The organism is Pseudarthrobacter sp. NIBRBAC000502771 (assembly GCF_006517215.1).
In the GTDB taxonomy this organism is placed as follows: Bacteria; Actinomycetota; Actinomycetes; order Actinomycetales; family Micrococcaceae; genus Arthrobacter; species Arthrobacter niigatensis.
Genome location: NZ_CP041187.1, coordinates 2243446 through 2265344 on the forward strand (window position 1 = coordinate 2243446; position 21899 = coordinate 2265344).

Below are 21899 nucleotides of genomic sequence, written 5' to 3' on the forward strand. Positions count from 1 at the left end.
CTGAGCAGGCCCCTGTTCCCCGCGTCAATCCCCCGGCAGAATGGGCCCATGGCGAAGCTGATCTACTCCGCAATCATGTCCCTCGACGGCTACACCGCAGACACGGACGGCAACTTCAACTGGTCCATGCCGGACGAGGAAATCCACGCCTTCGTCAACGACCTGGAGCGGGATGTGGGCACCTACCTGCTGGGCCGCCGGATGTATGAGGTGATGTCCAACTGGGAAACCATGGACACACGGGATGAGCCGCCCGTCATCCAGGACTACGCCCGCATCTGGCAGGGGGCGGACAAGGTGGTCTACTCAACCACGCTGGACACCCCCAGCACCCCGAAAACCCGCCTGGAGCGGCAATTCCTCCCGGAAACGGTGCGGGACCTGAAATCGGGCAGCGACCACGACATCAGCATCGGCGGCCCCACCCTCGCGGCGCACGCCCTCAAAGCCGGGCTGGTGGATGAGTGCCGGCTGTTCATCAATCCGGTGGCCGTCGGCGGCGGCCTGCGCTTCCTGCCTGACGGACTCAAGGCGCAGCTGGAGTTGGTGGACCAGCGCCGGTTCGGCAACGGGGTGGTGTACCTGCGCTACCGCGCCCGCTGAACCGCTGCCGTCCCGGCCCTGCGCTGGACCGCGAACAGGGTAAACACCAGGGCCACCAGGGCCGTGCCGACCAGCAGGAGCAGCCCGATCGAATAGCTGCGCGTCGCGGCGTCGTAGGTCGCGCCCATCACCAGCGGCGGAAAGTACCCGCCCAGGCCACCCGCGGCACTGACAATGCCGCTGATGCTTCCCACCTTTCCGGCCGGTGACAGGACCCCAACCCAGGCAAACACTCCGCCCGTCCCCAACCCCAGCGCCGCAGCCATGGCAACGAAGGTGGCACCCGCGGGCACCTCGCCGTCGGGCCTGAGGTTGACCACCCAGCCCAGGACGGCGACGGCGGCCAGCGCCACGAGCACCACGGGCCTGGGGCCGAGCTTGTCCGCCAGCACCCCGCCGACGGGCCGGGCCAGGACCGCGGCCAGGGCAAAACCGGCCGTCCGGGCACCGGCGCCGGCGGGATCAAAGCTGTACACGTCCCTGAGGTAGGTGGGCAGGTAGGTGGCGAACGAAACGAAACCGCCGAAGACCACCGCGTACAGGAAGCACATCTTCCAGGTGACCGCCGTCCTGGCCGCGTCCATGAGCTTGGGCAGCACCGGCGCATGGTTGGGGGCCCACCCTGGCGCTTCCTTCATGAGGAACCAGACCAGCCCTGCCATCACCGCCAGGACGCCGGCGATCAGCAGGTGCGTGGGAAAGTACCCGATCCCGGCAACCAGCCGGGGATTCAGGAAGGCCGCCAGGGCTGTGCCGCCCATCCCCGCCCCGAACACACCGGTGGCGAAACCCCTGCGGGCCGGCTCATACCAGGCGCTGACGAACGGTATCCCGACGGCGAACACGGTCCCGGCCACGCCGAGCAGCAGCCCGGCGCCCAGCACCAGGGCGAAGGAACTGATGAGGCCGCCCACGGACACCAGGAGGATGGGAGGGATGGCGGCCAGCAGGACAAAGGTGAACATGGCCCGTCCGCCATACTTATCCGTCAGGGTGCCCACGACGATCCGTCCCAGCGAACCGACGAACACCGGCATGGCCACCAGGATGCCCGTGGTGGCAGGCTTCAGCTCCAAATTCTGCGTGTAGAAGGCACCGAGCGTGGCAACCGAGTTCCACGCCCAGAAACCCGCCACGGAGGCCGCCGTCGCCAACGCCAGGTTCAGCGCCCTGCCGGTGGCTGGCTTAGAGGTTGTTCCGGCCACTGCTAGCTCCTCACCACATCATCCAAACGCACCGCCGGTCAGCGGTTGCGGGTGTCCCTGTCCGGCGTGCCCACGGCGGACCAGCCGCGGCCCTTGGTCTCCCTGTCCCGCGACCGGTAGACGATGTACGGGCGGAACAGATAGTGCAGGGGCGCGGTAAAAGCGTGCACCAGCCTCGTGAACGGCCAGATGGCGAACAGCGCCATTCCCACCAGCGTGTGGAGGTGGAACGAGAACGGTGCGGCCGCCATCGCCGCGATGTCAGGCTGGAAGATGAACAGCGACCGGAACCAGGGCGCCACGGTTTCCCGGTAGTTGTGCCCGTGTTCGCCCTCGAAGACGCTGGCCAGCGTGGTCCAGAGGCCGAAGACGATGGCGGCGGTCAGCACCACGTACATGGTCTTGTCATTCTTGGTGGTGGCCATGAACACCGGCCCCGTGGTGCGCCGCCGGTAGATCAGCAGCGCGATTCCGCCCAGGGTTCCCACCCCGGCAATGCCGCCCACAGCCAAGGCATTGAAGTGGTAGAACTCCTGGCTCATGCCCACGGCTGCCGTCCAGGCCATGGGAATGACCAGCCCGAAGAAGTGGCCGGCGATGACGGCCAGAAGCCCGAAGTGGAACAGGGGGGAAGCGATCCGCAGGAGCCTGGATTCGTACAGCTGGGAGGACCTGGTGGTCCAGCCGAACTGGTCGTACCGGTAGCGCCACACCAGGCCGCCCACCAGCACCACCGCCATGACGTACGGCAGCACGCCCCACAGGACGGTGTCCCAGGTGCTAAGCACGACGACGGCTCCTGGCTCCGCCTCCAGCGCCGCCCCGAGTGCCGGCATGGTCAGGACCTCCTGACGGGGAGCAGCCGCGGGTCGTAGGGATCCAGTCCCACGCTTTCGGTCGGCGGACCGTATCCGGCCATGCGCATCACTTCCTGCTCGTCCTGGGGTGACTTTCCCGGCAGCGTGGCACAGATGGCCGCCAGGATCCGGGCGTGCGGCAGGTTGTCCCGCAGCAGCCCGAGCCGGAGCATCTCAAGGCTGGCCCGGTAGCGCTGCAGCAGGTCGCGGCCGGCGGCTCCATCCACCCTGGCGGCGAACTCGAGCACCATCGGCAGGTAGTCCGGGAGCTCCCCGTCCAGGTCCACCAGGACACCGCTGTGCCGGTAGGCCTCCTTGAAGTAGCCCAGTACTTCGCCGCGGCGCCGGGTGTCCCCGTCCGTCCAGTAGCTCAGGTGCAGGGCGTGCCGCCTGCCGAGATCGAATTCGCGGACGTACTGGGCCTGCAGGTCCATGGGCGGGGTCGCTTCCAGGAGGTCCAGCACGGGCGCGAACCCGGGCAGTGCGCCGGGGAATTCGGACAGCGCCGCCCGGACCAGGGGGACCCGCTCCACCAGTTCCCCATCCGGATAGGACAGGCACCAGGCTGCGGCAAGGTATACCACCTGGTCGCGGCGGTTCCCGGTCGACCGGTCCATGTTTGCCCGCTTCATGACCCGTCCTCGGCGCCGGCCAGGGTGTCCGGTGCCGGGCCCCTGTCCGGGGCGGGCTTGTCCGGGAAGAGTCCGGACGGGGCGCCCCGGCCGTCCCAGTTCAGCAGGTTCACCCGCCCGCGCAGGCCCGTCCCCTCGGCGATGGTGTCCGAGCTCTGCCGGTCCCGCAAGGCGTTGAACGTGTCCACTGCCACCGGGACGGGCCGCCCGCTCGCCTCGCCAAACGGGGCCGAGTCCTGCATGCCCGGTCCGCCGTCGAAATCCAGCGAGCAGCCCAGCTCCTCCAGGTCGTGCGCCTGCTCAAGGTGCGCCGTGGGAATGACATAGCGTTCGCTGTACTTGGCGATGGCCATCAGCCGGTACATGTCATACATGCTTTGCCCGTCCATGCCCACGGACTCCGGGATGGCCTCGTCCGGGTCCCCACCCATGCTGATGCCGCGCATGAAGGACCGCATGGCCGCGAGCTTCCGCAGCACGGCCGTAACCCGCTCCGTATCCCCGGCAGTGAAGAGCTCGGCGAGGTACTCCACCGGGATCCGCAGGGCGTCGATGGCGCCGAACAGGTTGCCGGGATCCTCGCCGTCGTGCCCCTGGTCGCGGAGGAGGTCCACCACGGGGGAGAGTGGCGGGACGTACCAGACCATGGGCATGGTGCGGTACTCCGGATGCAGGGGCAAGGCCACCTTGTACACCTTGGCCAGGGCGTAGACGGGGGACCGGCGGGCGGCGTCCAGCCAGTCCTCGGGGATGCCCTGTGCCCGGGCCTCCGCCTGGACGTGGGGATCGTGGGGGTCCAGCAACACGTCCATCTGGGCGTCGTAGAGGTCCCTCGGATCGGTGACCGACGCTGCCGCGGTGACAGCATCGGCGTCGTACAAAAACAGTCCCAGGTAGCGCAGCCGGCCCACGCACGTCTCGGAGCACACGGTGGGCAGGCCGACCTCCACCCGGGGGTAGCAGAACGTGCATTTCTCGGCCTTGCCGGTCTTGTGGTTGAAATAGATCTTCTTGTATGGGCAGCCCGTGACGCACTGGCGCCAGCCGCGGCACCGGTCCTGGTCCACCAGCACAATCCCGTCCTCCACCCGCTTGTAGATAGCACCCGAGGGGCAGGACGCCATGCAGGAGGGGTTGAGGCAGTGCTCGCAGATCCGGGGGAGATAGAACATGAAGGTCTGCTCGTAGGCGAACTTGATCTTGTCCTCGGACTCACGCCGGATCTTTGCCACGATCGGGTCCAGGTTCCCGTGCTCGGTGGCGCCGCCCAGATCATCATCCCAGTTGGCGGACCAGGTGATCTTGGTGTCTTTGCCGGTGATCAGGGACTTCGGCCGGGCCACGGGGAAGTCGTCGCCCAACGGAGCGTCCACCAGGGTCTTGTAGTCGTAGGTCCACGGCTCGTAGTAGTCCTTCAGCTCGGGCTGGACGGGGCTGGCGAAGATGCCGATGAGCTTCTTCACCCTGCCGCCGGCTTTCAGCGTCAGCTTGCCGCGCCGGTTCAGGGTCCAGCCGCCGTACCAGCGCTCCTGGTCCTCATACCGGCGCGGATAGCCCTGCCCGGGCCGGGTCTCCACATTGTTGAACCACGCGTATTCCATGCCGGCACGGTTGGTCCACGCCTGCTTGCAGGTCACCGAGCACGTGTGGCAGCCGATGCATTTGTCCAGGTTCATCACCATGCCCATCTGGGCCATCACCCTCATCAGTACTGCACCTCCTGCGAGCGGCGGCGCACCGTGGCCACCATGTCGCGCTGGTTCCCGGTGGGGCCAAGATAGTTGAACGCGTAGGCCAGCTGCGCGTAGCCGCCGGCCAGGTGCGAGGGTTTCACCAGCAGCCGGGTCACCGAATTGTGGATTCCGCCGCGGCGCCCGGTCGCTTCCGATTTCGGGACGTCGATGGTGCGCTCCTGGGCGTGGTGGACATAGACCACGCCGGCCGGCATTCGGTGGCTGACGATCGCGCGGGCCACCAGCACGCCGTTGACGTTGGTGCACTCCACCCAGTCGTTGTCCCGGACCTTGATGGCGTCGGCGTCGGCGGGGCTCATCCAGACCGTTGGGCCGCCGCGGGACAGGGAGAGCATCAGCAGGTTGTCCTGGTATTCGGAGTGGATGGACCACTTGGAATGCGGCGTCAGGTACCGGACCGTCACCTCCATGGCCCCGTCGGAGCCGAGCCGGGGTTCGCCGAACAGCCGGTGCATGTCCAGCGGAGGCCGGTAGATGGGAAGGGCTTCACCGATGTCGATCATCCAGTCGTGGTCCAGGAAGAAATGCATCCTGCCGGTGAGGGTGTGGAAGGGTTTGAGCCGTTCGATGTTGATGGTGAACGGGGCGTACCGCCGGCCTCCGGTCTCCGAGCCCGACCACTCGGGGGACGTGATCACCGGGACCGGTCCAGCCTGGGTCTGGGCGAAGGTGATGAACTTTTCCTCGGAACCCTCCGCGAGGTCCGCCAGTTTCTGTCCGGTGCGGACCTCGAGGTCCTTGAAGCCCTGGACGGACAGGGCGCCATTGGTGGTGCCGGAGAATGCCAGGATTGCCTCTGCCATCTTCGCATCGGTGTCCATGGCCGGCTGGCCGTCCGCAGCCCCGCCGAGCATCACTCCGTTGGCGTGGCTGAGCCGGGCCAGCGGTCCGGCCATTTTGTACGTGACGTTCTTGACGGTGAAGCCCAGCTTGCCGGCCAGCGGTCCGACGGCGGCGAGCTTGTCCGCGATGGCCGTGTAGTCCCGCTCCACCACGGAGAAGACGGGCATGTTTTGCCCAGGCTCGGCAGGGATGTCCGGGTCCCGCCAGTCACGGACCCGGCCGCCGGGCTGGGCGAGCTGGCCCGGGGTGTCGTGCTGCAGCGGGATGCTCACGAGGTCGCGGCGGATGCCCAGGTGGGTCTTGGCCTGCCGGGAGAATTCCCGGGCCAGCAGGTGGAAGGTGTCGAAGTCCGTTTTGGTTTCCCAAGGGGGATCGATCGCGGGGCTGAAGGCGTGCACGAAGGGGTGCATGTCCGTGGAGGAAAGGTCATGCTTTTCGTACCAGGTGGCGGCCGGGAACACGACGTCGGACAGCAGCGTGGTGGACGTCATCCGGAAGTCGGCGGAGACCAGGAGGTCCAGCTTTCCCTCCGGGGCTTGCCTGTGCCAGGCCACGTCCCGGGGTTTGAGTTCCTCCGCGCTGTCCCCGCCCAGGACGTTGTTGTGGGTTCCCAGCAGGTTGCGGAGGAAATACTCGTTGCCCTTGGCCGAGGAGCCGAACAGGTTGGACCGCCACAGCACCAGGGTCCGCGGCCAGTTGGCCGGGGCATCCACATCCTCGATGGCAGGGTTGAGGGAGCGGTTCTTCAACGATTCGGCGATGTAGGCGGGTGTGTCCGCGGCTGTCCCGGCGGCGACGGCGGCCTCCGCCTCGTCCGCCACGTCCAGGGGATTGCGGTCGAACTGCGGGTAGAACGGCATCCAGCCCAACCGGGCGGACTGGGCGATGGCGTCCGCCGTGTGCATGCCGTCCAGCTTGCCGGTGGACAGGGGTGACTTGAGGGCGTCGGCGGAATATCCGTCCTGCCGCCACTGGTCCGTGTGCATGTACCAGTAGCTGGTGCCCGTCATGGTCCGCGGCGGCCGTGACCAGTCCAGGGCGTTGGCCAGTGACACCCAGCCGGTGATGGGCCGGGTCTTTTCCTGGCCCACGTAATGCGCCCAGCCGCCGCCGTTGCGGCCCATGCAGCCGGTGAGCATCACCAGTGCCAGCACCGCCCGGTAGGTGGTGTCGCCGTGGAACCATTGGCAGATGCCTGCCCCCATGATGATCATGGAGCGGCCCCTGGACTGCTCGGCGTTGCGGGCGAACTCGCGTGCCACCCGGATGCAGGCCTGTGCGGGGACGCTGGTGATCTCCTCCTGCCAGGCCGGCGTGTACGGGGTGGCGGCGTCGTCGTAGCCGGCCGCCCACTCGCCGGGCAGGCCGTCCCGGCCCACGCCGTATTGGGCCAGCATCAGGTCGAACACGGTGGTTACCAGATGGCCGCCCACCTCCATTACCGGGACGCCCCTGCGCAGGATGCTGCCTTCGCCACCGGCGTCCTCGAAGCAGGGGAGCAGGATTTCGGCGTTTTCCCCGGATACTTCACGGAGGGACAACGCAGGTTCGATGCCCTCGAGGTCCAGGTTCCACTTGCCTTCCCCGCTGCCGGAATAGCGGAACCCCATCGACCCGTTGGGGACGGCGGGGCGGCCGGCGGCCCGGTCGAACAGGACGGTGCGGAACGCCGCATCCTCAGCCCCGGACTCGCCGGGGACGTCAAGGGCGGTGAGGAATTTCGACGGCGTCAGGGCGCCGCCGTCGTTCCTTTCCAGCCTTACCAGGAAGGGCAGGTCCGTGTACTGCTTCACGTAGTCGGTGAAGAACGGCACGTCCCTGTCCACGAAGAATTCCTTGAGCAGCACGTGCCCCATGGCCATGGCCAGGGCGGCGTCCGTTCCTGCCTGCGCCGGCAGCCATTCGTCGGCGAACTTCGTGTTGTCCGCATAGTCGGGGCTGACGGTGACCACCTTGGTGCCGCGGTACCGGACCTCTGTCATCCAGTGCGCGTCAGGCGTCCGGGTCACCGGAACGTTGGAGCCCCACATCACGAGGTACCGGGCATCCCACCAGTCCCCGGATTCGGGAACGTCGGTCTGGTCACCGAACACCTGCGGGCTGGCGACGGGCAGATCGGCGTACCAGTCGTAGAAGGAGGTCATCACCCCGCCGATGAGCTGGATGAAGCGTGTCCCCACCGCGTGGGACACCATGGACATGGCCGGGATGGGCGAAAAACCGGCGCACCGGTCAGGGCCATACGTCTTGATGGTGTTGACGTGCCCTGCGGCGGCGATCTCGATGGCTTCCTGCCACGACACCCGCACCAGTCCGCCCTTGCCGCGGGCCTGCTGGTAGCGGCGGCGTTTCTCCGGGTCCGCTGCGATCTCCGCGAAAGCGAGGACCGGGTCGCCCAGGCGCGCCTTGGCCTCCCGGTACATCTCCACCAGGACCCCCCGGGCGTACGGAAACCGCACCCGGGTGGGGGAGTAGGTATACCAGGAAAAGGCCGCCCCGCGGGGGCAGCCTCTTGGTTCGTATTCGGGACTGTCGGGGCCCACCGACGGGTAATCGGTCTGCTGGGATTCCCAGGTGATGATGCCGTCCTTGACGTACACCTTCCAGGAACAGGAGCCGGTGCAGTTCACCCCGTGGGTGGAGCGGACCACCTTGTCGTGGCTCCAGCGGTCCCGGTAGAAGATGTCACCTTTGCGGCCGCCCTCCCTGAACACCGCCCTGCCGTCGTCCGTCTGGTCCCACCTCGTGAAGAAACGGCCCAGCTTCAACATTGCTTCTGATGCGGGTCCATCTAACCCCGCATGGGGTCCGGCAGCCATGCCCCCAAGCTAGGTGGGGGCCGGAAAGCCCGAACAGGGCCCAAAGGCCCTGTTCAGGGGCAAATGGCTTCTGCAGTTATCCACGATGCGGGCAGAATGGGTGCATGACACGCATCGCCATCATCGGCGGCCACGGAAAAGTGGCCCTCCTCCTGTCCGCACTCCTCACCGGCGAGGGCCACTCCGTCACCTCGTTCATCCGCAACCCGGACCACGCGGCCGACGTCACCGGCACCGGCGCCACGCCGCTGGTCCTCGACGTGGAGAATTCGACGACGGCGGCCATCGCCGGCGCCTTGGCCGGGCACGACGCCGTGGTCTGGTCCGCCGGCGCCGGCGGCGGCAACCCGGAGCGCACCTACGCGGTGGACCGGGATGCTGCCATCCGTTCGATGGACGCAGCGGCCCAGGCCGGCGTGGACCGGTACGTCATGGTTTCCTACTTTGGTGCAGGCAAGGACCACGGCGTGCCCGAGGACAACAGTTTCTTCGCGTATGCCGAGGCCAAGGCGGCCGCGGACGAGTACCTGCGCGGCACCAGCCTGGACTGGACCATCCTTGGCCCGGGCGCCCTGACGGACAAGCCTGGAACGGGACTGATCGACGTCGACCCCTCACCCGTTGGGGGCCGGGATACCTCCCGCGCCAACACGGCCATCGTGGCGGCCGCCGTCCTGGACCTGCCCCAAACCGCCGGCCGGACCATCGAATTCCGCGACGGCACCCTGCCCGTCGCGGCTGCACTGGAACCGCGCGCGTAGCCGGCTGCGGGGACGGGGCTTATGGACCAGCTCGCACTCATTGTCGGACTGCTGCTGGCCACCGTGGTGGCCGTGGGCCTGGGGGACAGGCTCCGGTTGCCCTACCCGGTCCTGATGCTGCTCCTGGCGGCTGCGCTGACGTTCATTCCGGGCTTCCCCGACCTGGAAATCGAACCCGGGCTGATCCTGCCCATCTTCCTGCCGCCGCTGCTGTTCGCCACCGCCCAGCGGAGTTCCTGGGCGGTGTTCCGCGTCCGGTGGCGGACCCTGATCATGCTGGCCGTGGCGCTGGTGGTGATCAGTACCGCCGTGGTGGCCGGCGCAGCGTGGCTGATGGTTCCCGGCATCGGAGTACCCGCCGCCATCGCGCTCGGCGCCATGGTGGCGCCCCCGGATCCGGTGGCGGTGGACTCGGTGGCGGCCCGCGTGCACATGCCCCGCCGCCTCATCTCCGTCCTCCAAAGCGAGGGGCTCTTCAACGACGCTGCCGCCATCGTGATCTTCCAGGCGGCCGTGGCCGCCGCCGTGGGAGGCACCAAGGTAGGGCCCGACGTCGTCCTCCAGTTCCTGCTGGGCGCCGCGCTCGCCGTCCTGGTGGGCGTGGCCATGGGCTGGCTGATCGCGTTGGTCACCCGGCTGGTCACTTCCATGGTGGCCCGCAGCGCGGTGACGCTGGTGGTCCCCTTCGCCGCCTACATCCTGGCCGAGGAGGTGCACGCCTCCGGGGTTATCGCCGTGGTGGTCACCGCCCTCGAAATGCAGCGCCACGCCCGCCCCCAGGACGCGGCGGAGCGCGTCACCCGCAATGCCTTCTGGGATGTGGTGGAGCTGCTGGTGACCGGTCTCGCGTTCGGCCTGGTGGGCCTGGAGATCCGCCGTGTCATCCGTGATGAAGGAAGCGGGATCTTCGGCATGATCGGAGTGTCCGCGCTGGTCTGCGTGCTGGTTTTCGCGGTCCGGTTCCTGTGGATGGGCGTCCTGGCGCTGGGCGCCCGGAAACGGAAGAACCTCCTCCAGCCAACGTCCCTGAAAGAGGTCCTGATCCTCACCTGGTGCGGCATGCGGGGCCTGGCCACCCTGGCGCTGGCCCTGGCACTGCCGCTGACCCTGGCGGACGGCACGCCGTTCCCGGGCCGGGACTACCTCCTCGTCATTGCCTGCGCGGTGCTGCTTGCCACGCTGGTCCTTCCGGGCCTTACCCTGCCCTGGCTGATGCGTGTCCTGAAGGCCTCCCAGGATGGAACAGCGGAACGCGACGCTGTCCGGCTGCTTGCCGCCCGCGCCCAGGCGGCCGCCGTTGCCGCCCTGAAGCAGCATGACCTGATGACGGACCTGCCGCCGGAAAAGGTGACGCTGGTCAAGGAACGGATGCAGCGCCTGCGCGCAGAACTGACGGACGGCAGCCTGCGGAACGAACCATTGGCGGAAAAGCGCCGGCGCGGACGGGAGCTTGCCATCGCGGTTCAGACCATCGCGCTCGACGCCGCCCGGCAGGAAGTGGTGGCAGCCCGCAACGAGCCGGACATGGACCCCGAGGTGGCCGACCGGGTGCTCAGGCAGCTGGACCTGCGGACCATGGTCATGCCGGAGTAGGAACCCCTCAGGCCGGAGCGGCGCGCCCTGCGAGCACCAGGTCCAGTGAGTTCTTCTCCACGTAGTCCAGGGCGCAGCGCACCGCGCCCACGGTGACAATGGCATCGCCCAGCGGCGATGCCGCCACCCGTGCGGGGGTGGCTGTGTACCCGGCAAGGCGCTCACTGATCGGGGCCAGGAGCACGTGGGCGGAATCCGCAACGCCGCCGCCAAGCACCACCAGTTCCGGATTGAGCATGGTGGCCACGGTGCCCACCACCCGTGCCATCCTGTCCGCGAGCCGGTCGAGGATGTCCAGCGCCACTGCATCGCCCTGGCGGGCGGCGGCGAAGACCTGTTCGGCCTCCACCCGTCCGGGGTGGAATGCCCGGAGGGCGGTGGGAGTAGCGGTGTCCAGTGCTTCCGCGGCCCAGGTTCGCGCCAGGTGGGCGATGCCGTAGGTGTCGCCCACGCCTTCCACCAGGTTCAGGTAGGCGAGTTCGCCGGCACTCCCACGGGTGCCGTGGACCAGCCGTCCACCCTCCACGATGCCCGAACCCAGCCGCTCACTGGCGAGGATCACCACGACGTCGTCGACGCCGGCAGCCGCTCCCTGCCACCGGTCGCCGAGGGCGGCGAGGTTCGCGTCGTTCTCCAGCAGGACGGTCCACCCGCGGGCTGCCTTGAGCGCGGGCCGCAGCCCCAGGTCGAACAGTCCCCAGAACTCCTGCGTGGCCACCACCTCGCCGTGCCGGTCCACGGGCGCGGCAACCCCGGCACAGGCGGCCAGCACCCGCTCCGGTTCCGTTCCGGCCGAGCGCAGGGCAGCCATGGCAACGCCGTCAATGAAGGCGATCCGTTCCTGCGAACCCACCTCCCCGGCCTGGAAGGGGCGGCTGGACCGTCCCAGGGTGCTGCCGCGCAGGTCGGACACCACCACGGTGACCTTGGAATACCCGATGTCCATGCCCAGCACCACGCCGGCCCGCTCGTTGAGTTCGAAACGCCGGGCGGGGCGGCCCTTCAGGTATCCGCCGAATTCACGCTGGTTCTCCAGCTCCAGGATCCAGCCCCGCCGGACCAGGTCTTCGCAGACGGCGATGGTGGTTGCCCGTGTCAGTCCGGTGGCGGCCATGACGTCGGTGACCGTCACGGCCTCCGAGGCGCGCATGAACTCCAGGACCGCGCCGGCACTGACGCGGCGCAGCAGCTGGGGGGTGGCCGGAACCGGTTCAGGCATGCTGTTGACCTTCCTGTCCAAAGCATCCGATAATACTTGAGGAAGTAAATTTAGATTCAATATAAATATAGCCGCACTGAAGAAAAGGGTCAGTCCTTGTCCACCACTGCCACTCTGGCAACCCTGTCCGACTCTGACCGTCTGGCCGATCCCAACTGGTGGCGCCAGGCCTCCGTCTACCAGATCTACCCCCGCAGCTTCGCCGATTCGAACGGCGACGGCATCGGCGACCTGAAGGGCATCACCGCCAAGGTCCCCTACCTGAAGACGCTGGGGATCGATGCCGTATGGCTCAGCCCGTTCTACCCCTCGGCGCTCGCCGACGGCGGCTACGACGTTGATGACTACCGCGACGTGGACCCCAAGCTGGGCACCCTGGCCGACTTCGATGAAATGGCCAAGGCGCTGCACGAAGCCGGCATCAAGCTGATCGCGGACATCGTCCCCAACCACTCCTCCAACCGCCACAAGTGGTTCCAGGAGGCCCTCGCTGCGCCCAAGGGTTCCCCGGCCCGCGACCGCTACATCTTCCGTGACGGCAAGGGCCCCAATGGCGAGTTTCCGCCGTCGGACTGGGACTCCGTGTTCGGCGGACCGGCCTGGGAGCGCATCACCGAGCCGGACGGCACCCCGGGCCAGTGGTACATGCACATCTTTGCCAAGGAGCAGCCGGACCTGAACTGGTCCAACCGCGAAATCCGTGACGACTTCCTCAAGACCCTGCGCTTCTGGTCCGACCGTGGCGTGGACGGCTTCCGCGTCGACGTGGCTCACGCCCTCACCAAGGACCTCACCGAGCCGCTCCTGTCCAAACTGGAACTGAGCGCCGCCAACACCGGCGTGGACGGATTCGACGACGGCACGCACCCGTTCTGGGACCGGGACGAAGTGCACGAGATCTACGCCGAATGGCGCGAAGTGTTCAACGAGTACAACCCGCCGCGCACCGCCGTCGCCGAAGCCTGGGTGCACGCCACCCGCCGCGCCCGCTACGCCAGCCCCCAGGGCCTGGGCCAGGCGTTCAACTTCGACCTCCTGCAGGCCGACTTCGACGCCGCCGAATACAAGGAGATCATCACCCGCAACCTCGCCGAGGCCGCTGCCACCGGTGCCTCTTCCACCTGGGTGTTCTCCAACCACGACGTCGTCCGGCATGCCACCCGCTACGGCCTGCCCCAGGTTGCCAAGGAAAAAGCCGGTGCCAAGGGCCAGGACGGCAAGGACTGGCTGCTCGCCGGCGCCCCCAAGGACCAGCTGGACGTCGAACTGGGTGAACGCCGTGCCCGCGCCGCCACCTTGCTGATGCTGGCTGTCCCCGGATCCGCGTACCTGTACCAGGGTGAGGAACTGGGCCTGCAGGAAGTGGCCGAGATTCCCGAATCGGAGCGCCAGGACCCGTCCTTCTTCCGCAACAAGGGCGTGGAAATCGGCCGTGACGGGTGCCGTGTCCCACTGCCGTGGAAGGTGGAGGGCACGTCCTTCGGCTTCGGCGACGGCGGGTCCCACCTGCCGCAGCCGGACTGGTTCAGCAAGTATGCCGTCGAGGCGCAGGACGGGACGGAGGGCTCCACGCTGGAGCTCTACCGCAAGGCACTGAAGCTGCGCCGCGAACTGCTGACCGACGAGGACCTCGAGTGGGTGGAAAACGACAACCCGGACGTCCTGCACTTCAAGCGCCCCAACGGGTGGCAGTCCGTGACCAACTTCGGGAACACCGCCGTCGACCTTCCCGCCGGCACGGTCCTGGTCAGCAGCGGCCCGCTGGAGGACGGCAAGCTGCCGGGCAACACCACCGCATGGCTGCGGGCCTGATGCAGGAAATCATTTACGGATGCATGGGGCTGGGCGGCAGCTGGTCTGACGAGCCACATGGAGTTGACCATGTGGAGCAGGCCGACGCTGCCGTCCAGGCCGCCGTGGACGCGGGCATCACCCTGTTCGACCATGCTGACATCTACCGGAACGGCAAGTCAGAGGCCGTGTTCGGTGAGGTCCTGGCCGCCACTCCGGGCCTCCGCGAGCGGATCCGGCTGCAGACCAAGTGCGGCATCCGGCTGAACGAGCGGGGCCTGCAAACCCACTACGACCTGAGCCGGGAGGCGATCCTGGAGCGGGTCAACGGCAGCCTTCAACGGCTCCGGAGCGACTACGTGGACGTCCTCCTGCTGCACCGCCCGGACCCGCTGGCAGACCCGGCGGAGGTGGCGGCCGCCGTCGGCCAGCTCATGTCCGAGGGCAAGGTCCGGCAGCTGGGTGTGTCCAACATGTCCGCTGCGCAGATCGAGGTGCTGCAGGACCGGCTGGAAACTCCCGTGGTGGCCAACCAGCTGGAGATGAGCCTGCTGAAGCGGGCGTGGCTGGAAAGCCAGGTCCTGGTCAACCATCCGGAACACCTGGACTACAGCTTTCCGCACGGCACGCTGGAATACTGCACCCGCAACAACGTCACCCTGCAGGCGTACGGATCGCTGGCGCGCGGCATCTACACCGGCGCTGAACCGGAAAGCCCCACGTCGGCCGAGGCCGCCACCGCGGAACTCGTCGCAGAATTGGCGGGGACCTACGGCACATCCGGCGAGGCCATCCTCCTGGGCTGGCTGATGAAGCATCCGGCCGGCATCGCGCCGGTCATCGGCACGGTTAATCCGGACCGGATCCGGGCCTCCGCGGACGCCGCCCGCGTGGCCCATGCCCTCACCCGCGCAGACTGGTACCGGCTCTGGGTCACCGCACGGGGCAGCAACATCCCCTGACCGTTCCGCAGCCGGTGGCGGCGGGCGCCGTGATGCATGGTCATCAGGGCGCCCGCCGCTTCCGTATCCGGTCACAACGCGTTTAGTTCGTATTGATCCTCACAAGCGGGCCGTTTTCTTCGCCGTGCCGCTTGCAGGCCGGATACTGTAGAAAGCATGACGTCTACCATCGCCGCCGAAACCGTTAGGCCGGAACGGAATATCCCCGCCGAGATCGCACGCTCCTGGCTGCTGGTCAATGCCATGAAGCCCGAGCTCTTCGACCAGTCGGCCGTGTCGCGGGCTGATTCGATCATCCTGGATATTGAAGATGCCGTAGACCCGTCGCAGAAGGACCAGGCCCGGAACAACGTCATCGACTGGCTGACCGGAGGCGGCAAGGCCTGGGTCCGGATCAACGACGCCACCAGCCCGTTCTGGGCCGACGACCTCGCCGGCCTGCGCGGTACCCCGGGGCTGCTCGGCGTCATGCTCGCCAAGACCGAATCCGCGGACCAGGTCACCGAGAGCTACCACCGCATGGACGGCAAGACCCCCGTCATCCCGCTGGTGGAATCGGCGCTCGGCATCGAGGAAGCCAACCACATCGCCAAGGCCCAGGGCGCGTTCCGCCTGGCGTTCGGCTCGGGTGACTTCCGCCGCGACACGGGCATGGCCGCCACCCCCGAGGCCATGGCGTACCCGCGGGCGAAGCTCGTCGTCGCCAGCCGCGTGGGCAACCTGCCCGGCCCCATCGACGGTCCCACCGTGGGCACCAACCACCCCATCCTGCGCGAGCAGACCGGCATCACGGTGATGATGGGCATGACCGGCAAGCTGTGCCTGGCCATCGACCAAACCCCCGTGATCAACGAGGTCATCAGCCCCACGCCGTCGGACGTCGCCTGGGCCACCGACTTCATGAACGACTTCGAAGCCAACGGCCGCGTCATCCGTGACGGTTCCGACCTGCCCCGCCTGGGCCGCGCCGAGAAGATCATGAAGCTCGCGGTAGCCTTTGGGGTGCAGCCCGCGCTGTAGCGCCACCACTACTTCAGGAGACCCCGTGACCGATACCCGCTATCTGGTCCACGGGGTCTTTTGGGATGGTCCGCCTGTGGCAAGCCCGGCGGCCGACGGCGGAGCCCCTGTCCGCCGGGGGGGCGTCCCGGGGACTCGGTAGACTTGGACGGTGCTGAACGAATTTTGGGCCACCGCGCCCACCCGCTACAAAGTCCTGGTTTTCAGCGCGATGGGACTGATCGCCGTCGGGATCATCCTTAACCTCGTGGGCAACATCAACGGCAACCAGGCCCTGGCCATGGCATCCCTGCCCCTCATCGGGCTGGGCCTGGTCCTCCACGTCGTGGGCATCGTGGTCCGCGGCCAGGCGATCCGCAAGAACCTCAGGCGCTAGCTGCCGCCGCGTTCCGCAGGACGTGGCTGCGGGCGTGTTCCACGGCATCCGGCAGCTCCTCGAACAGGTGCTTGTGGTGCCGCAGGGAACGGATCACGCCCACGTTTGTCACCAGGTCAAGGTGGTCCGGCCGGACACCCTTGAGCAGGACGGTGATGCCGCGCAGCTCCAGTGCGGAAATGACCTCCACCAGGGCGTGGGCGCCGGTGGCGTCCAGCATCCGCAACTGGGACAGCCTGATGATGGCCACCTGCACATCCTTGACCTGGCTGATCTCCTGGAGGATGCGTTCGGCGGCGCCAAAGAACATCGCCCCATCAAGCCGGAAGAGCGCGATGTGGCCGTCCCCTTCCGCCGGTGGGCCCGGAATCTCCTCACGCTGGACACCGCTCAGGGAGGCAAAGGTCCGCAGGGCGAAGAGGGCCGCCGCGGCCAGTCCAATCTGGATGGCAACGATGAGGTCGAAGGCCACGGTGATGACGGCCGTGAGTACGAAAACGGCGGCATCTGCCCGGGTGGACCGGAGGATGGCGGTGACGGTGCGCCGCGAGACCATTCGCACGGCTGTGACCATCAGGACCCCGCCCAGTGCCGCCAGCGGGATGCGGCTGACCATTCCTGACGCCAGGTACGTGATGCCCAGCAGCACCACCGCGTGCACGGTAGCGGCCAGCCGGGTCCTGGCTCCGGACCGCACGTTCACCGCCGTCCGTGCAATCGCGCCGGTGGCTGGCATTCCGCCGAACAGGCCGGCCGCGATGGACGCCAGGCCTTGTCCCATCAGCTCGCGGTCGGGGCTGTAGGCGCCGGTAGGCCTGCCGTCCGGCCCTGCCATCCCGGCGGCCACCCGTGCCGAGAGCAGGGATTCAATGGCGGCCAGGACGGCGACGGCGACGGCGGGCATCGCCAGGCTGCCCAGGGCGGCCGGGTCCAGGGCCGGGAGGGCCGGCGCCGGCAGGGAATGCGGCAGCGGACCGATCCGCGGGACGTCCAGCTGCAGGAATTCGGCGGCGGCGGTTGCCAGGAGGACGGCGAGCAGGCTGGCCGGGATGGTGCGGAACAGCTTCTGCACCAGGACCATCACGACGGCGACTCCGGCCACCAGCGCGAGCGTGAACAGGACCGTCGGGGAGGCTGCGCCCGCTGCCGCCTCTACCGCGGCCAAAAGGGTATTGTGCCCCGGAGTTCCGGACGTGCCGGTGGCCAGCGGAATCTGCTGGAGGAAGATGATGGCGGCAATGCCCAGCGTAAAGCCCTCGACCACCGGCCACGGAATGAAGGCCACGGCCCGGCCCAGGCCACTGAATCCCAGGGCGCAGACCAGCAGCCCTGCCATCAGGGACAAGAGTGCGACGCTGCCGATGCCGTGGACCGCCACCACGGGGGCGAGTACCACCACCATGGCACCCGTGGGCCCGGATACCTGTACCGGGGACCCGCCCATGACGGCGGCCACCAGTCCGGCCACGATCGCCGTAATGAGCCCCGCCTCGGCGCCCACCCCGGAGCTGACACCGAACGCGAGGGCCAGCGGCAACGCCACAATGCCTACGGTGATCCCTGCCAGCAGGTCGGTGCGCCACGTGTCGGCAACTCCGGCATAGTCCTTCCGGGACGGGAGGAACCGGGTGATGCTCCTTGCGGCAGTGGCCGGGGTCGCGCTCACGAGGCTTGGCCGCCGGCCAGGTGGTCCGCCGGCAGCTGCCGTGCCAATCGGAGCTGTTCGTTGGAATCGGCGAGGCTGTCCAGGAGGAACGTCCGGGCGATGGCCAGCAGCTGCGATACGCCCGGGTGGGCGAGTTGGTACGTGACCGCGTTGGCGCTGCGTACGGAGGTCACGACTTTGTGCTTCCGCAGGGTGGCCAGGTGCTGGGAGAGGTGGGAGGCCTCCAGCCCGGTCTCTGCGAGGAGATAGCTCACGGGCGCAGACTCCTGCGGTGCTGCGGCCAGCAGCTCAAGGATCCGAATCCTCGCAGGGTGGGCCAGGCCTTTGAAGAGGTTCGCTTTGATCTCATAGAGAGGTGCTTGGGCGGAAGACAGCATCCGGGGTGGCGCTCCTGTGCGCGATGGCCGCCGGGTGGGGCCCCGGACAGCGAATTGATGAAATAATTAATTCATCATACCAGCGCGGTACGGCCTTTTTGAAGGGCGTGGCAACGATAGGCTGGAATCCATGACTATCAATCCGGACCTGCAGGGCCGCAGTTACCCTGCCGCAGAGGTGTACGACGTCGGCCGCGAGAAGATCCGCGAGTTCGCCCGCGCCGTGAAGGCGACCCATCCTGCCCATTTTGACGTGGACGCAGCCAAGGCCCTGGGCCACCCCGATCTGGTGGCGCCACCTACCTTCGCCATCATCATCGCCCAGCGCGCCGACGCCCAGCTCATCGAGGACCCGGAGGCCGGCATCGACTTCTCCCGCGTGGTCCACGCCGACCAGCGCTTCACCCACCACCGGCCCATCGTTGCCGGTGACCGGCTGGTTGCCGAACTGCACGTGGACGGTGTCCGGGCCATGGGCGGCGGTGCCATGATCACCACCCGCTCCGAGATCTTCGCCCTCGGTTCCAGCGACTCGCGCGAACCCGTCACTACTACCATGTCATCCATCCTGGTCCGCGGAGAGGGACAGTAACCATGAGCCCCAGCTTCAACGAACTCAGCTCCGGCCAGGAAATCGGCAGCCGCACCATCGAGGTCACGCGCACCGACCTGGTCAAGTACGCAGGCGCCTCCGGCGACTTCAACCCCATCCACTGGAACGAGGCCTTCGCCACCGGCGTGGAACTGCCCGGGGTCATCGCCCACGGCATGTTCACCATGGGCTCGGCCGTCCAGCTGGTGACCGACTGGGCGGGTGACCCCGCCGCCGTCGTTGATTTCCAGACCCGCTTCACCAAGCCGGTCCTGGTCACCGACACCACCGGCACCGACCAGCCCGGGGCCACCATCGAGGTCAGCGGCGCCATCGGCAAGCTCGACGCCGATGCCGGCACCGCGCGCGTTGACCTCACGGTGGTCTCCGCGGGGCAGAAGGTCCTGATGAAGGCCCAGGCCCTCGTCAAGTTGTCTTGAGCTGCAACTTTTGACCACGTCCGCAGGAACCACCGCGACTGGCGCCCAGGTCTCGTCCTGGCGTAACGCCGTCGTGGTGGCGTATGGCGCCAGCGGCCTTGCCTTTGCCTCCTGGGTGTCCCGGCTGCCGGCCATCAGGGACGCACTGGACCTCACCCCGGGCAACGTCGGCGTCATTCTGCTGTGCATGACCCTGGGGTCCTTTGCCTCCGTCTCCGCCTCCGGGCTGATCGTGCTGCGGCTGGGCTCCAAGAGGACCATCCGGACCGGCAGCATCATGGTGGGTGCAGGCCTGCTGACGGCGGGTTTTGGCACAACCGTGCTGGCAAGTCCCGTGGCGACCGCCGTTGGCCTGGCCATCATCGGTCTGGGCACCGGAAGCTGGAACACGGCATCCAACGTTGAAGGTGCCGCGGTGGAGCGCGCGGTGGGCAGGCACATTATGCCGCGGCTCCACGGGGCCTTCAGTCTGGGGACGGTGGCAGGCGCCGGCCTGGGTGCCCTCGCCGCCGCGGTGTCCCTGCCCGTCTTTTGGCACCTTGCGGCGGCCGGGGCTGTGGTGGCAGTTTCAGTTGCGACCGCGGCGTCCTGGTTCCGGGCAGACATCACCCCGGTGGCAGGGGAGCGCAGTTATTCCCCGGACACCTTCGGGGACCCCACCACTGGTCCCATCCCCGTGATCACCGCCGAGGGCACGGCGGATGCGCCGCTGGACAACAAGCGGAAGATCGCCCAGGCGTGGCGGGACCGGCGGACCTTGCTCCTGGGCGTCCTGGTCCTCGGCCTGGCCCTGGCCGAAGGCGCGGCAGGGGACTGGGTGGCGCTGGCACTCGCCGACGGCCACGGGCAAAGCGACGCTGCCGGGGCCGCCGGTTACGGCCTCTTTGTCACGTTCATGACCATCGGGCGCTTTGCCGGGACGGTGCTGCTGGACAAATTTGGCAGGGTCCCCGTGATGCGGTGGTGCGCTGCCATGGCTGTGCTGGGACTGGGCGTCTTCGTCTTCGCACCGGTGCCCTGGCTTGCGTATGGAGGACTCGCGCTGTGGGGCCTGGGCGCCTCGCTGGGCTTCCCGGTGGGCATGTCAGCCGCTGCCGACGACCCCGCAAAGGCTGCCGCCCGGGTGTCCGTGGTGTCCACCATCGGCTATGCCGCGTTCTTGTGCGGCCCTCCGCTGCTGGGGCTGCTGGCTGAGCATGTGGGCATCCTGCATTCGCTGCTGGCCGTGATGGTGATGCTTGGGGTGAGCTTCGTGCTGTCCCCGGTGGCCCGGAAGGCTGACTAGCTTTCCCTTGTATTGTTGACGGGTGACTTCCACCCTCCTTTCCGCCCTGACCACCTCCGCCGTCGGAGGCCCTGCCGGCAAGTACGTCGAGGCCCGCACCGAGGCTGAAATCATCAACGCGGTCAGCTCGGCGGATGCCGCCGGCGAACAGGTCCTCATCGTCAGCGGCGGGTCCAACCTCCTGGTGTCCGACGACGGGTTCCCCGGGACCGTCATCAGGATCGCCTCCGAGGGGTTCACGGTCAACGCAGAGGACTCCTGCGGGGGAGTGGCAGTGGTGGTGCAGGCAGGGCACAACTGGGACAAGCTGGTGGAGCACGCGGTGCTGCACGCCTGGTCCGGTATCGAGGCGTTGTCCGGCATCCCCGGCTCGACCGGTGCCACGCCGGTCCAGAACGTGGGTGCCTATGGTGCCGACGTTTCCCAGACCATCGCCGCCGTGCGTACCTGGGACCGCGAGCGGAACGCCGTGCAGACCTTCACCAACTCGGAGTTGAAGTTCGGCTACCGGGACTCCATCCTGAAGCAGGCCACCGTCAACGGCTCGCCCCGGTACGTGGTCCTCACCGTCGAATTCCAGTTGCCGCTGGGCCGGATGAGCGCGCCCATCCGGTATGCCGAGCTGGCCCGGGCCCTGGGTGTGGAAGTGGGCCAGCGCGCCTACGCCAACGATGTCCGCCGCGAAGTCCTGCGCCTGCGTGCCTCCAAGGGGATGGTGTGGGACGCCGCGGACCGGGACACTTACTCCACCGGGTCGTTCTTCACCAACCCCATTGTGGCGGCTGACGTAGCGGACAAACTGCCGGAAAACGCTCCGCGATACCCTGCCGGGCAGGACGGAATGGTGAAGCTCTCCGCAGCATGGCTGATCGACCAGGCAGGCTTCGGGAAGGGCTTCGGCCTGGAAGACGGCGGCGTGGCCGGAGGCCGCGCGTCGCTGTCCACCAAGCACACCCTGGCCATCACCAACCGTGGCTCCGCCAGCGCCGCCGACATGGTGGCTGTCGCGCGGGAGGTGCGGGCCGGCGTCGAACGCCACTTCGGCATTTCGCTGCACCCGGAGCCGCTGCTGATCGGCCTCGAACTCTAGTCCCCCCTGGGCCG

General features: G+C 67.9%; 19 protein-coding genes. 11 read left to right on the forward strand and 8 right to left on the reverse strand.

The features are described 5' to 3' along the window. The first annotated feature begins 48 nt into the window (after positions 1 to 48). Positions 49 to 603 (forward strand): dihydrofolate reductase family protein, encoded by a 555-nt coding sequence (locus NIBR502771_RS10520; RefSeq protein ID WP_141159713.1) that lies wholly within the window; start codon positions 49 to 51, stop codon positions 601 to 603. Here NIBR502771_RS10520 and NIBR502771_RS10525 read toward each other — a convergent pair. The 5 genes from NIBR502771_RS10525 to NIBR502771_RS10545 are packed head-to-tail and all read right to left on the reverse strand — an operon-like array spanning position 588 to position 8713. Next, positions 588 to 1808 carry a nitrate/nitrite transporter gene (locus NIBR502771_RS10525; RefSeq protein WP_141159714.1) on the reverse strand — a complete coding sequence of 407 codons (1221 nt, stop codon included), beginning with the start codon at positions 1806 to 1808 and terminating at the stop codon, positions 588 to 590. The genes NIBR502771_RS10520 and NIBR502771_RS10525 overlap by 16 nt on opposite strands. Positions 1809 to 1846: 38 nt before the next feature. Further along, on the reverse strand, positions 1847 to 2644 hold the full coding sequence (narI, locus tag NIBR502771_RS10530; protein WP_141159715.1) for a respiratory nitrate reductase subunit gamma: 798 nt from the start codon (positions 2642 to 2644) through the stop codon (positions 1847 to 1849). Positions 2645 to 2646: 2 nt separating this feature from the next. Then, positions 2647 to 3297, reverse strand: a complete 651-nt coding sequence (gene narJ, locus NIBR502771_RS10535) for a nitrate reductase molybdenum cofactor assembly chaperone (RefSeq protein WP_246839640.1) — start codon at positions 3295 to 3297, stop codon at positions 2647 to 2649. Beyond that, a complete protein-coding gene (gene narH / locus NIBR502771_RS10540) occupies positions 3294 to 5003 on the reverse strand; it encodes a nitrate reductase subunit beta (protein WP_141159716.1) in 1710 nt (569 codons plus the stop codon). The genes narJ and narH overlap by 4 nt, the downstream gene beginning before the upstream one ends. Then, positions 5003 to 8713 carry a nitrate reductase subunit alpha gene (locus NIBR502771_RS10545; RefSeq protein ID WP_141159717.1) on the reverse strand — a complete coding sequence of 1237 codons (3711 nt, stop codon included), beginning with the start codon at positions 8711 to 8713 and terminating at the stop codon, positions 5003 to 5005. Before NIBR502771_RS10545 ends, narH begins: the two co-directional genes overlap by 1 nt. Positions 8714 to 8817: 104 nt before the next feature. Here NIBR502771_RS10545 and NIBR502771_RS10550 point away from each other — a divergent pair, with 104 nt between their 5' ends. Both NIBR502771_RS10550 and NIBR502771_RS10555 read left to right on the forward strand, forming a co-directional pair. Continuing rightward, positions 8818 to 9474: an SDR family oxidoreductase gene (locus NIBR502771_RS10550; RefSeq protein WP_141159718.1), complete on the forward strand. Its 657-nt coding sequence runs from the start codon at positions 8818 to 8820 to the stop codon at positions 9472 to 9474. Between the two features lie 21 nt (positions 9475 to 9495). Continuing rightward, positions 9496 to 11067 (forward strand): Na+/H+ antiporter, encoded by a 1572-nt coding sequence (locus tag NIBR502771_RS10555; protein ID WP_141159719.1) that lies wholly within the window; start codon positions 9496 to 9498, stop codon positions 11065 to 11067. A 7-nt stretch (positions 11068 to 11074) separates the two neighbouring features. Here NIBR502771_RS10555 and NIBR502771_RS10560 read toward each other — a convergent pair whose 3' ends face one another. Continuing rightward, a complete protein-coding gene (locus tag NIBR502771_RS10560; protein ID WP_141159720.1) occupies positions 11075 to 12286 on the reverse strand; it encodes an ROK family protein in 1212 nt (403 codons plus the stop codon). A 96-nt stretch (positions 12287 to 12382) separates the two neighbouring features. On the opposite strand from NIBR502771_RS10560, the gene NIBR502771_RS10565 reads away from it, so the two are divergent. The 4 genes from NIBR502771_RS10565 to NIBR502771_RS10580 all read left to right on the forward strand — a co-directional run bounded on the left by NIBR502771_RS10565 (position 12383) and on the right by NIBR502771_RS10580 (position 16435). Then, on the forward strand, positions 12383 to 14098 hold the full coding sequence (locus NIBR502771_RS10565; RefSeq protein ID WP_141159721.1) for a glycoside hydrolase family 13 protein: 1716 nt from the start codon (positions 12383 to 12385) through the stop codon (positions 14096 to 14098). Continuing rightward, positions 14098 to 15039, forward strand: coding sequence for an aldo/keto reductase family oxidoreductase (locus NIBR502771_RS10570; RefSeq protein ID WP_141161512.1), 942 nt, complete (start codon positions 14098 to 14100; stop codon positions 15037 to 15039). Before NIBR502771_RS10565 ends, NIBR502771_RS10570 begins: the two co-directional genes overlap by 1 nt. 156 nt (positions 15040 to 15195) lie before the next feature. After that, positions 15196 to 16059: a CoA ester lyase gene (locus NIBR502771_RS10575; protein ID WP_141159722.1), complete on the forward strand. Its 864-nt coding sequence runs from the start codon at positions 15196 to 15198 to the stop codon at positions 16057 to 16059. A gap of 151 nt (positions 16060 to 16210) precedes the next feature. Next, positions 16211 to 16435, forward strand: a complete 225-nt coding sequence (locus tag NIBR502771_RS10580; RefSeq protein WP_141159723.1) for a DUF3188 domain-containing protein — start codon at positions 16211 to 16213, stop codon at positions 16433 to 16435. On the opposite strand, the gene NIBR502771_RS10585 is transcribed toward NIBR502771_RS10580, so the two are convergent. Then, positions 16425 to 18101, reverse strand: a complete 1677-nt coding sequence (locus NIBR502771_RS10585; RefSeq protein WP_141159724.1) for a SulP family inorganic anion transporter — start codon at positions 18099 to 18101, stop codon at positions 16425 to 16427. The genes NIBR502771_RS10580 and NIBR502771_RS10585 overlap by 11 nt on opposite strands. Beyond that, entirely contained in the window at positions 18098 to 18478 is a 381-nt protein-coding gene (locus tag NIBR502771_RS10590) for a metalloregulator ArsR/SmtB family transcription factor (protein ID WP_141159725.1), read from the reverse strand. The genes NIBR502771_RS10585 and NIBR502771_RS10590 overlap by 4 nt, the downstream gene beginning before the upstream one ends. Before the next feature lie 130 nt (positions 18479 to 18608). On the opposite strand from NIBR502771_RS10590, the gene NIBR502771_RS10595 reads away from it, so the two are divergent. From NIBR502771_RS10595 to NIBR502771_RS10610, 4 genes are read left to right on the forward strand one after another with little or no spacing between them, the layout of a single operon-like run. Next, positions 18609 to 19070 carry a MaoC family dehydratase N-terminal domain-containing protein gene (locus NIBR502771_RS10595; protein ID WP_141159726.1) on the forward strand — a complete coding sequence of 154 codons (462 nt, stop codon included), beginning with the start codon at positions 18609 to 18611 and terminating at the stop codon, positions 19068 to 19070. Positions 19071 to 19072: 2 nt separating this feature from the next. Then, positions 19073 to 19510, forward strand: coding sequence for a MaoC family dehydratase (locus NIBR502771_RS10600; protein ID WP_141159727.1), 438 nt, complete (start codon positions 19073 to 19075; stop codon positions 19508 to 19510). Positions 19511 to 19520: 10 nt separating this feature from the next. After that, positions 19521 to 20795 carry a sugar MFS transporter gene (locus NIBR502771_RS10605; protein ID WP_141159728.1) on the forward strand — a complete coding sequence of 425 codons (1275 nt, stop codon included), beginning with the start codon at positions 19521 to 19523 and terminating at the stop codon, positions 20793 to 20795. Positions 20796 to 20817: 22 nt separating this feature from the next. Then, entirely contained in the window at positions 20818 to 21885 is a 1068-nt protein-coding gene (locus NIBR502771_RS10610; protein WP_141159729.1) for a UDP-N-acetylmuramate dehydrogenase, read from the forward strand. Positions 21886 to 21899 lie beyond the last annotated feature (14 nt).

What these genes read in the sequence shown, in the direction of transcription:
- NIBR502771_RS10550 (WP_141159718.1), top strand. Translation starts at nt 8,818, where the DNA reads ATGACACGCATCGCCATCATCGGCGGCCACGGAAAAGTGGCCCTCCTC.
- NIBR502771_RS10520 (WP_141159713.1), top strand. Translation starts at nt 49, where the DNA reads ATGGCGAAGCTGATCTACTCCGCAATCATGTCCCTCGACGGCTACACC.
- NIBR502771_RS10560 (WP_141159720.1), bottom strand. Translation starts at nt 12,286, where the DNA reads ATGCCTGAACCGGTTCCGGCCACCCCCCAGCTGCTGCGCCGCGTCAGT.
- narH (WP_141159716.1), bottom strand. Translation starts at nt 5,003, where the DNA reads ATGAGGGTGATGGCCCAGATGGGCATGGTGATGAACCTGGACAAATGC.
- narI (WP_141159715.1), bottom strand. Translation starts at nt 2,644, where the DNA reads ATGCCGGCACTCGGGGCGGCGCTGGAGGCGGAGCCAGGAGCCGTCGTC.
- NIBR502771_RS10600 (WP_141159727.1), top strand. Translation starts at nt 19,073, where the DNA reads ATGAGCCCCAGCTTCAACGAACTCAGCTCCGGCCAGGAAATCGGCAGC.
- NIBR502771_RS10595 (WP_141159726.1), top strand. Translation starts at nt 18,609, where the DNA reads ATGACTATCAATCCGGACCTGCAGGGCCGCAGTTACCCTGCCGCAGAG.
- NIBR502771_RS10545 (WP_141159717.1), bottom strand. Translation starts at nt 8,713, where the DNA reads ATGGCTGCCGGACCCCATGCGGGGTTAGATGGACCCGCATCAGAAGCA.
- NIBR502771_RS10575 (WP_141159722.1), top strand. Translation starts at nt 15,196, where the DNA reads ATGACGTCTACCATCGCCGCCGAAACCGTTAGGCCGGAACGGAATATC.
- NIBR502771_RS10555 (WP_141159719.1), top strand. Translation starts at nt 9,496, where the DNA reads ATGGACCAGCTCGCACTCATTGTCGGACTGCTGCTGGCCACCGTGGTG.
- narJ (WP_246839640.1), bottom strand. Translation starts at nt 3,297, where the DNA reads ATGAAGCGGGCAAACATGGACCGGTCGACCGGGAACCGCCGCGACCAG.
- NIBR502771_RS10570 (WP_141161512.1), top strand. Translation starts at nt 14,098, where the DNA reads ATGCAGGAAATCATTTACGGATGCATGGGGCTGGGCGGCAGCTGGTCT.
- NIBR502771_RS10590 (WP_141159725.1), bottom strand. Translation starts at nt 18,478, where the DNA reads ATGCTGTCTTCCGCCCAAGCACCTCTCTATGAGATCAAAGCGAACCTC.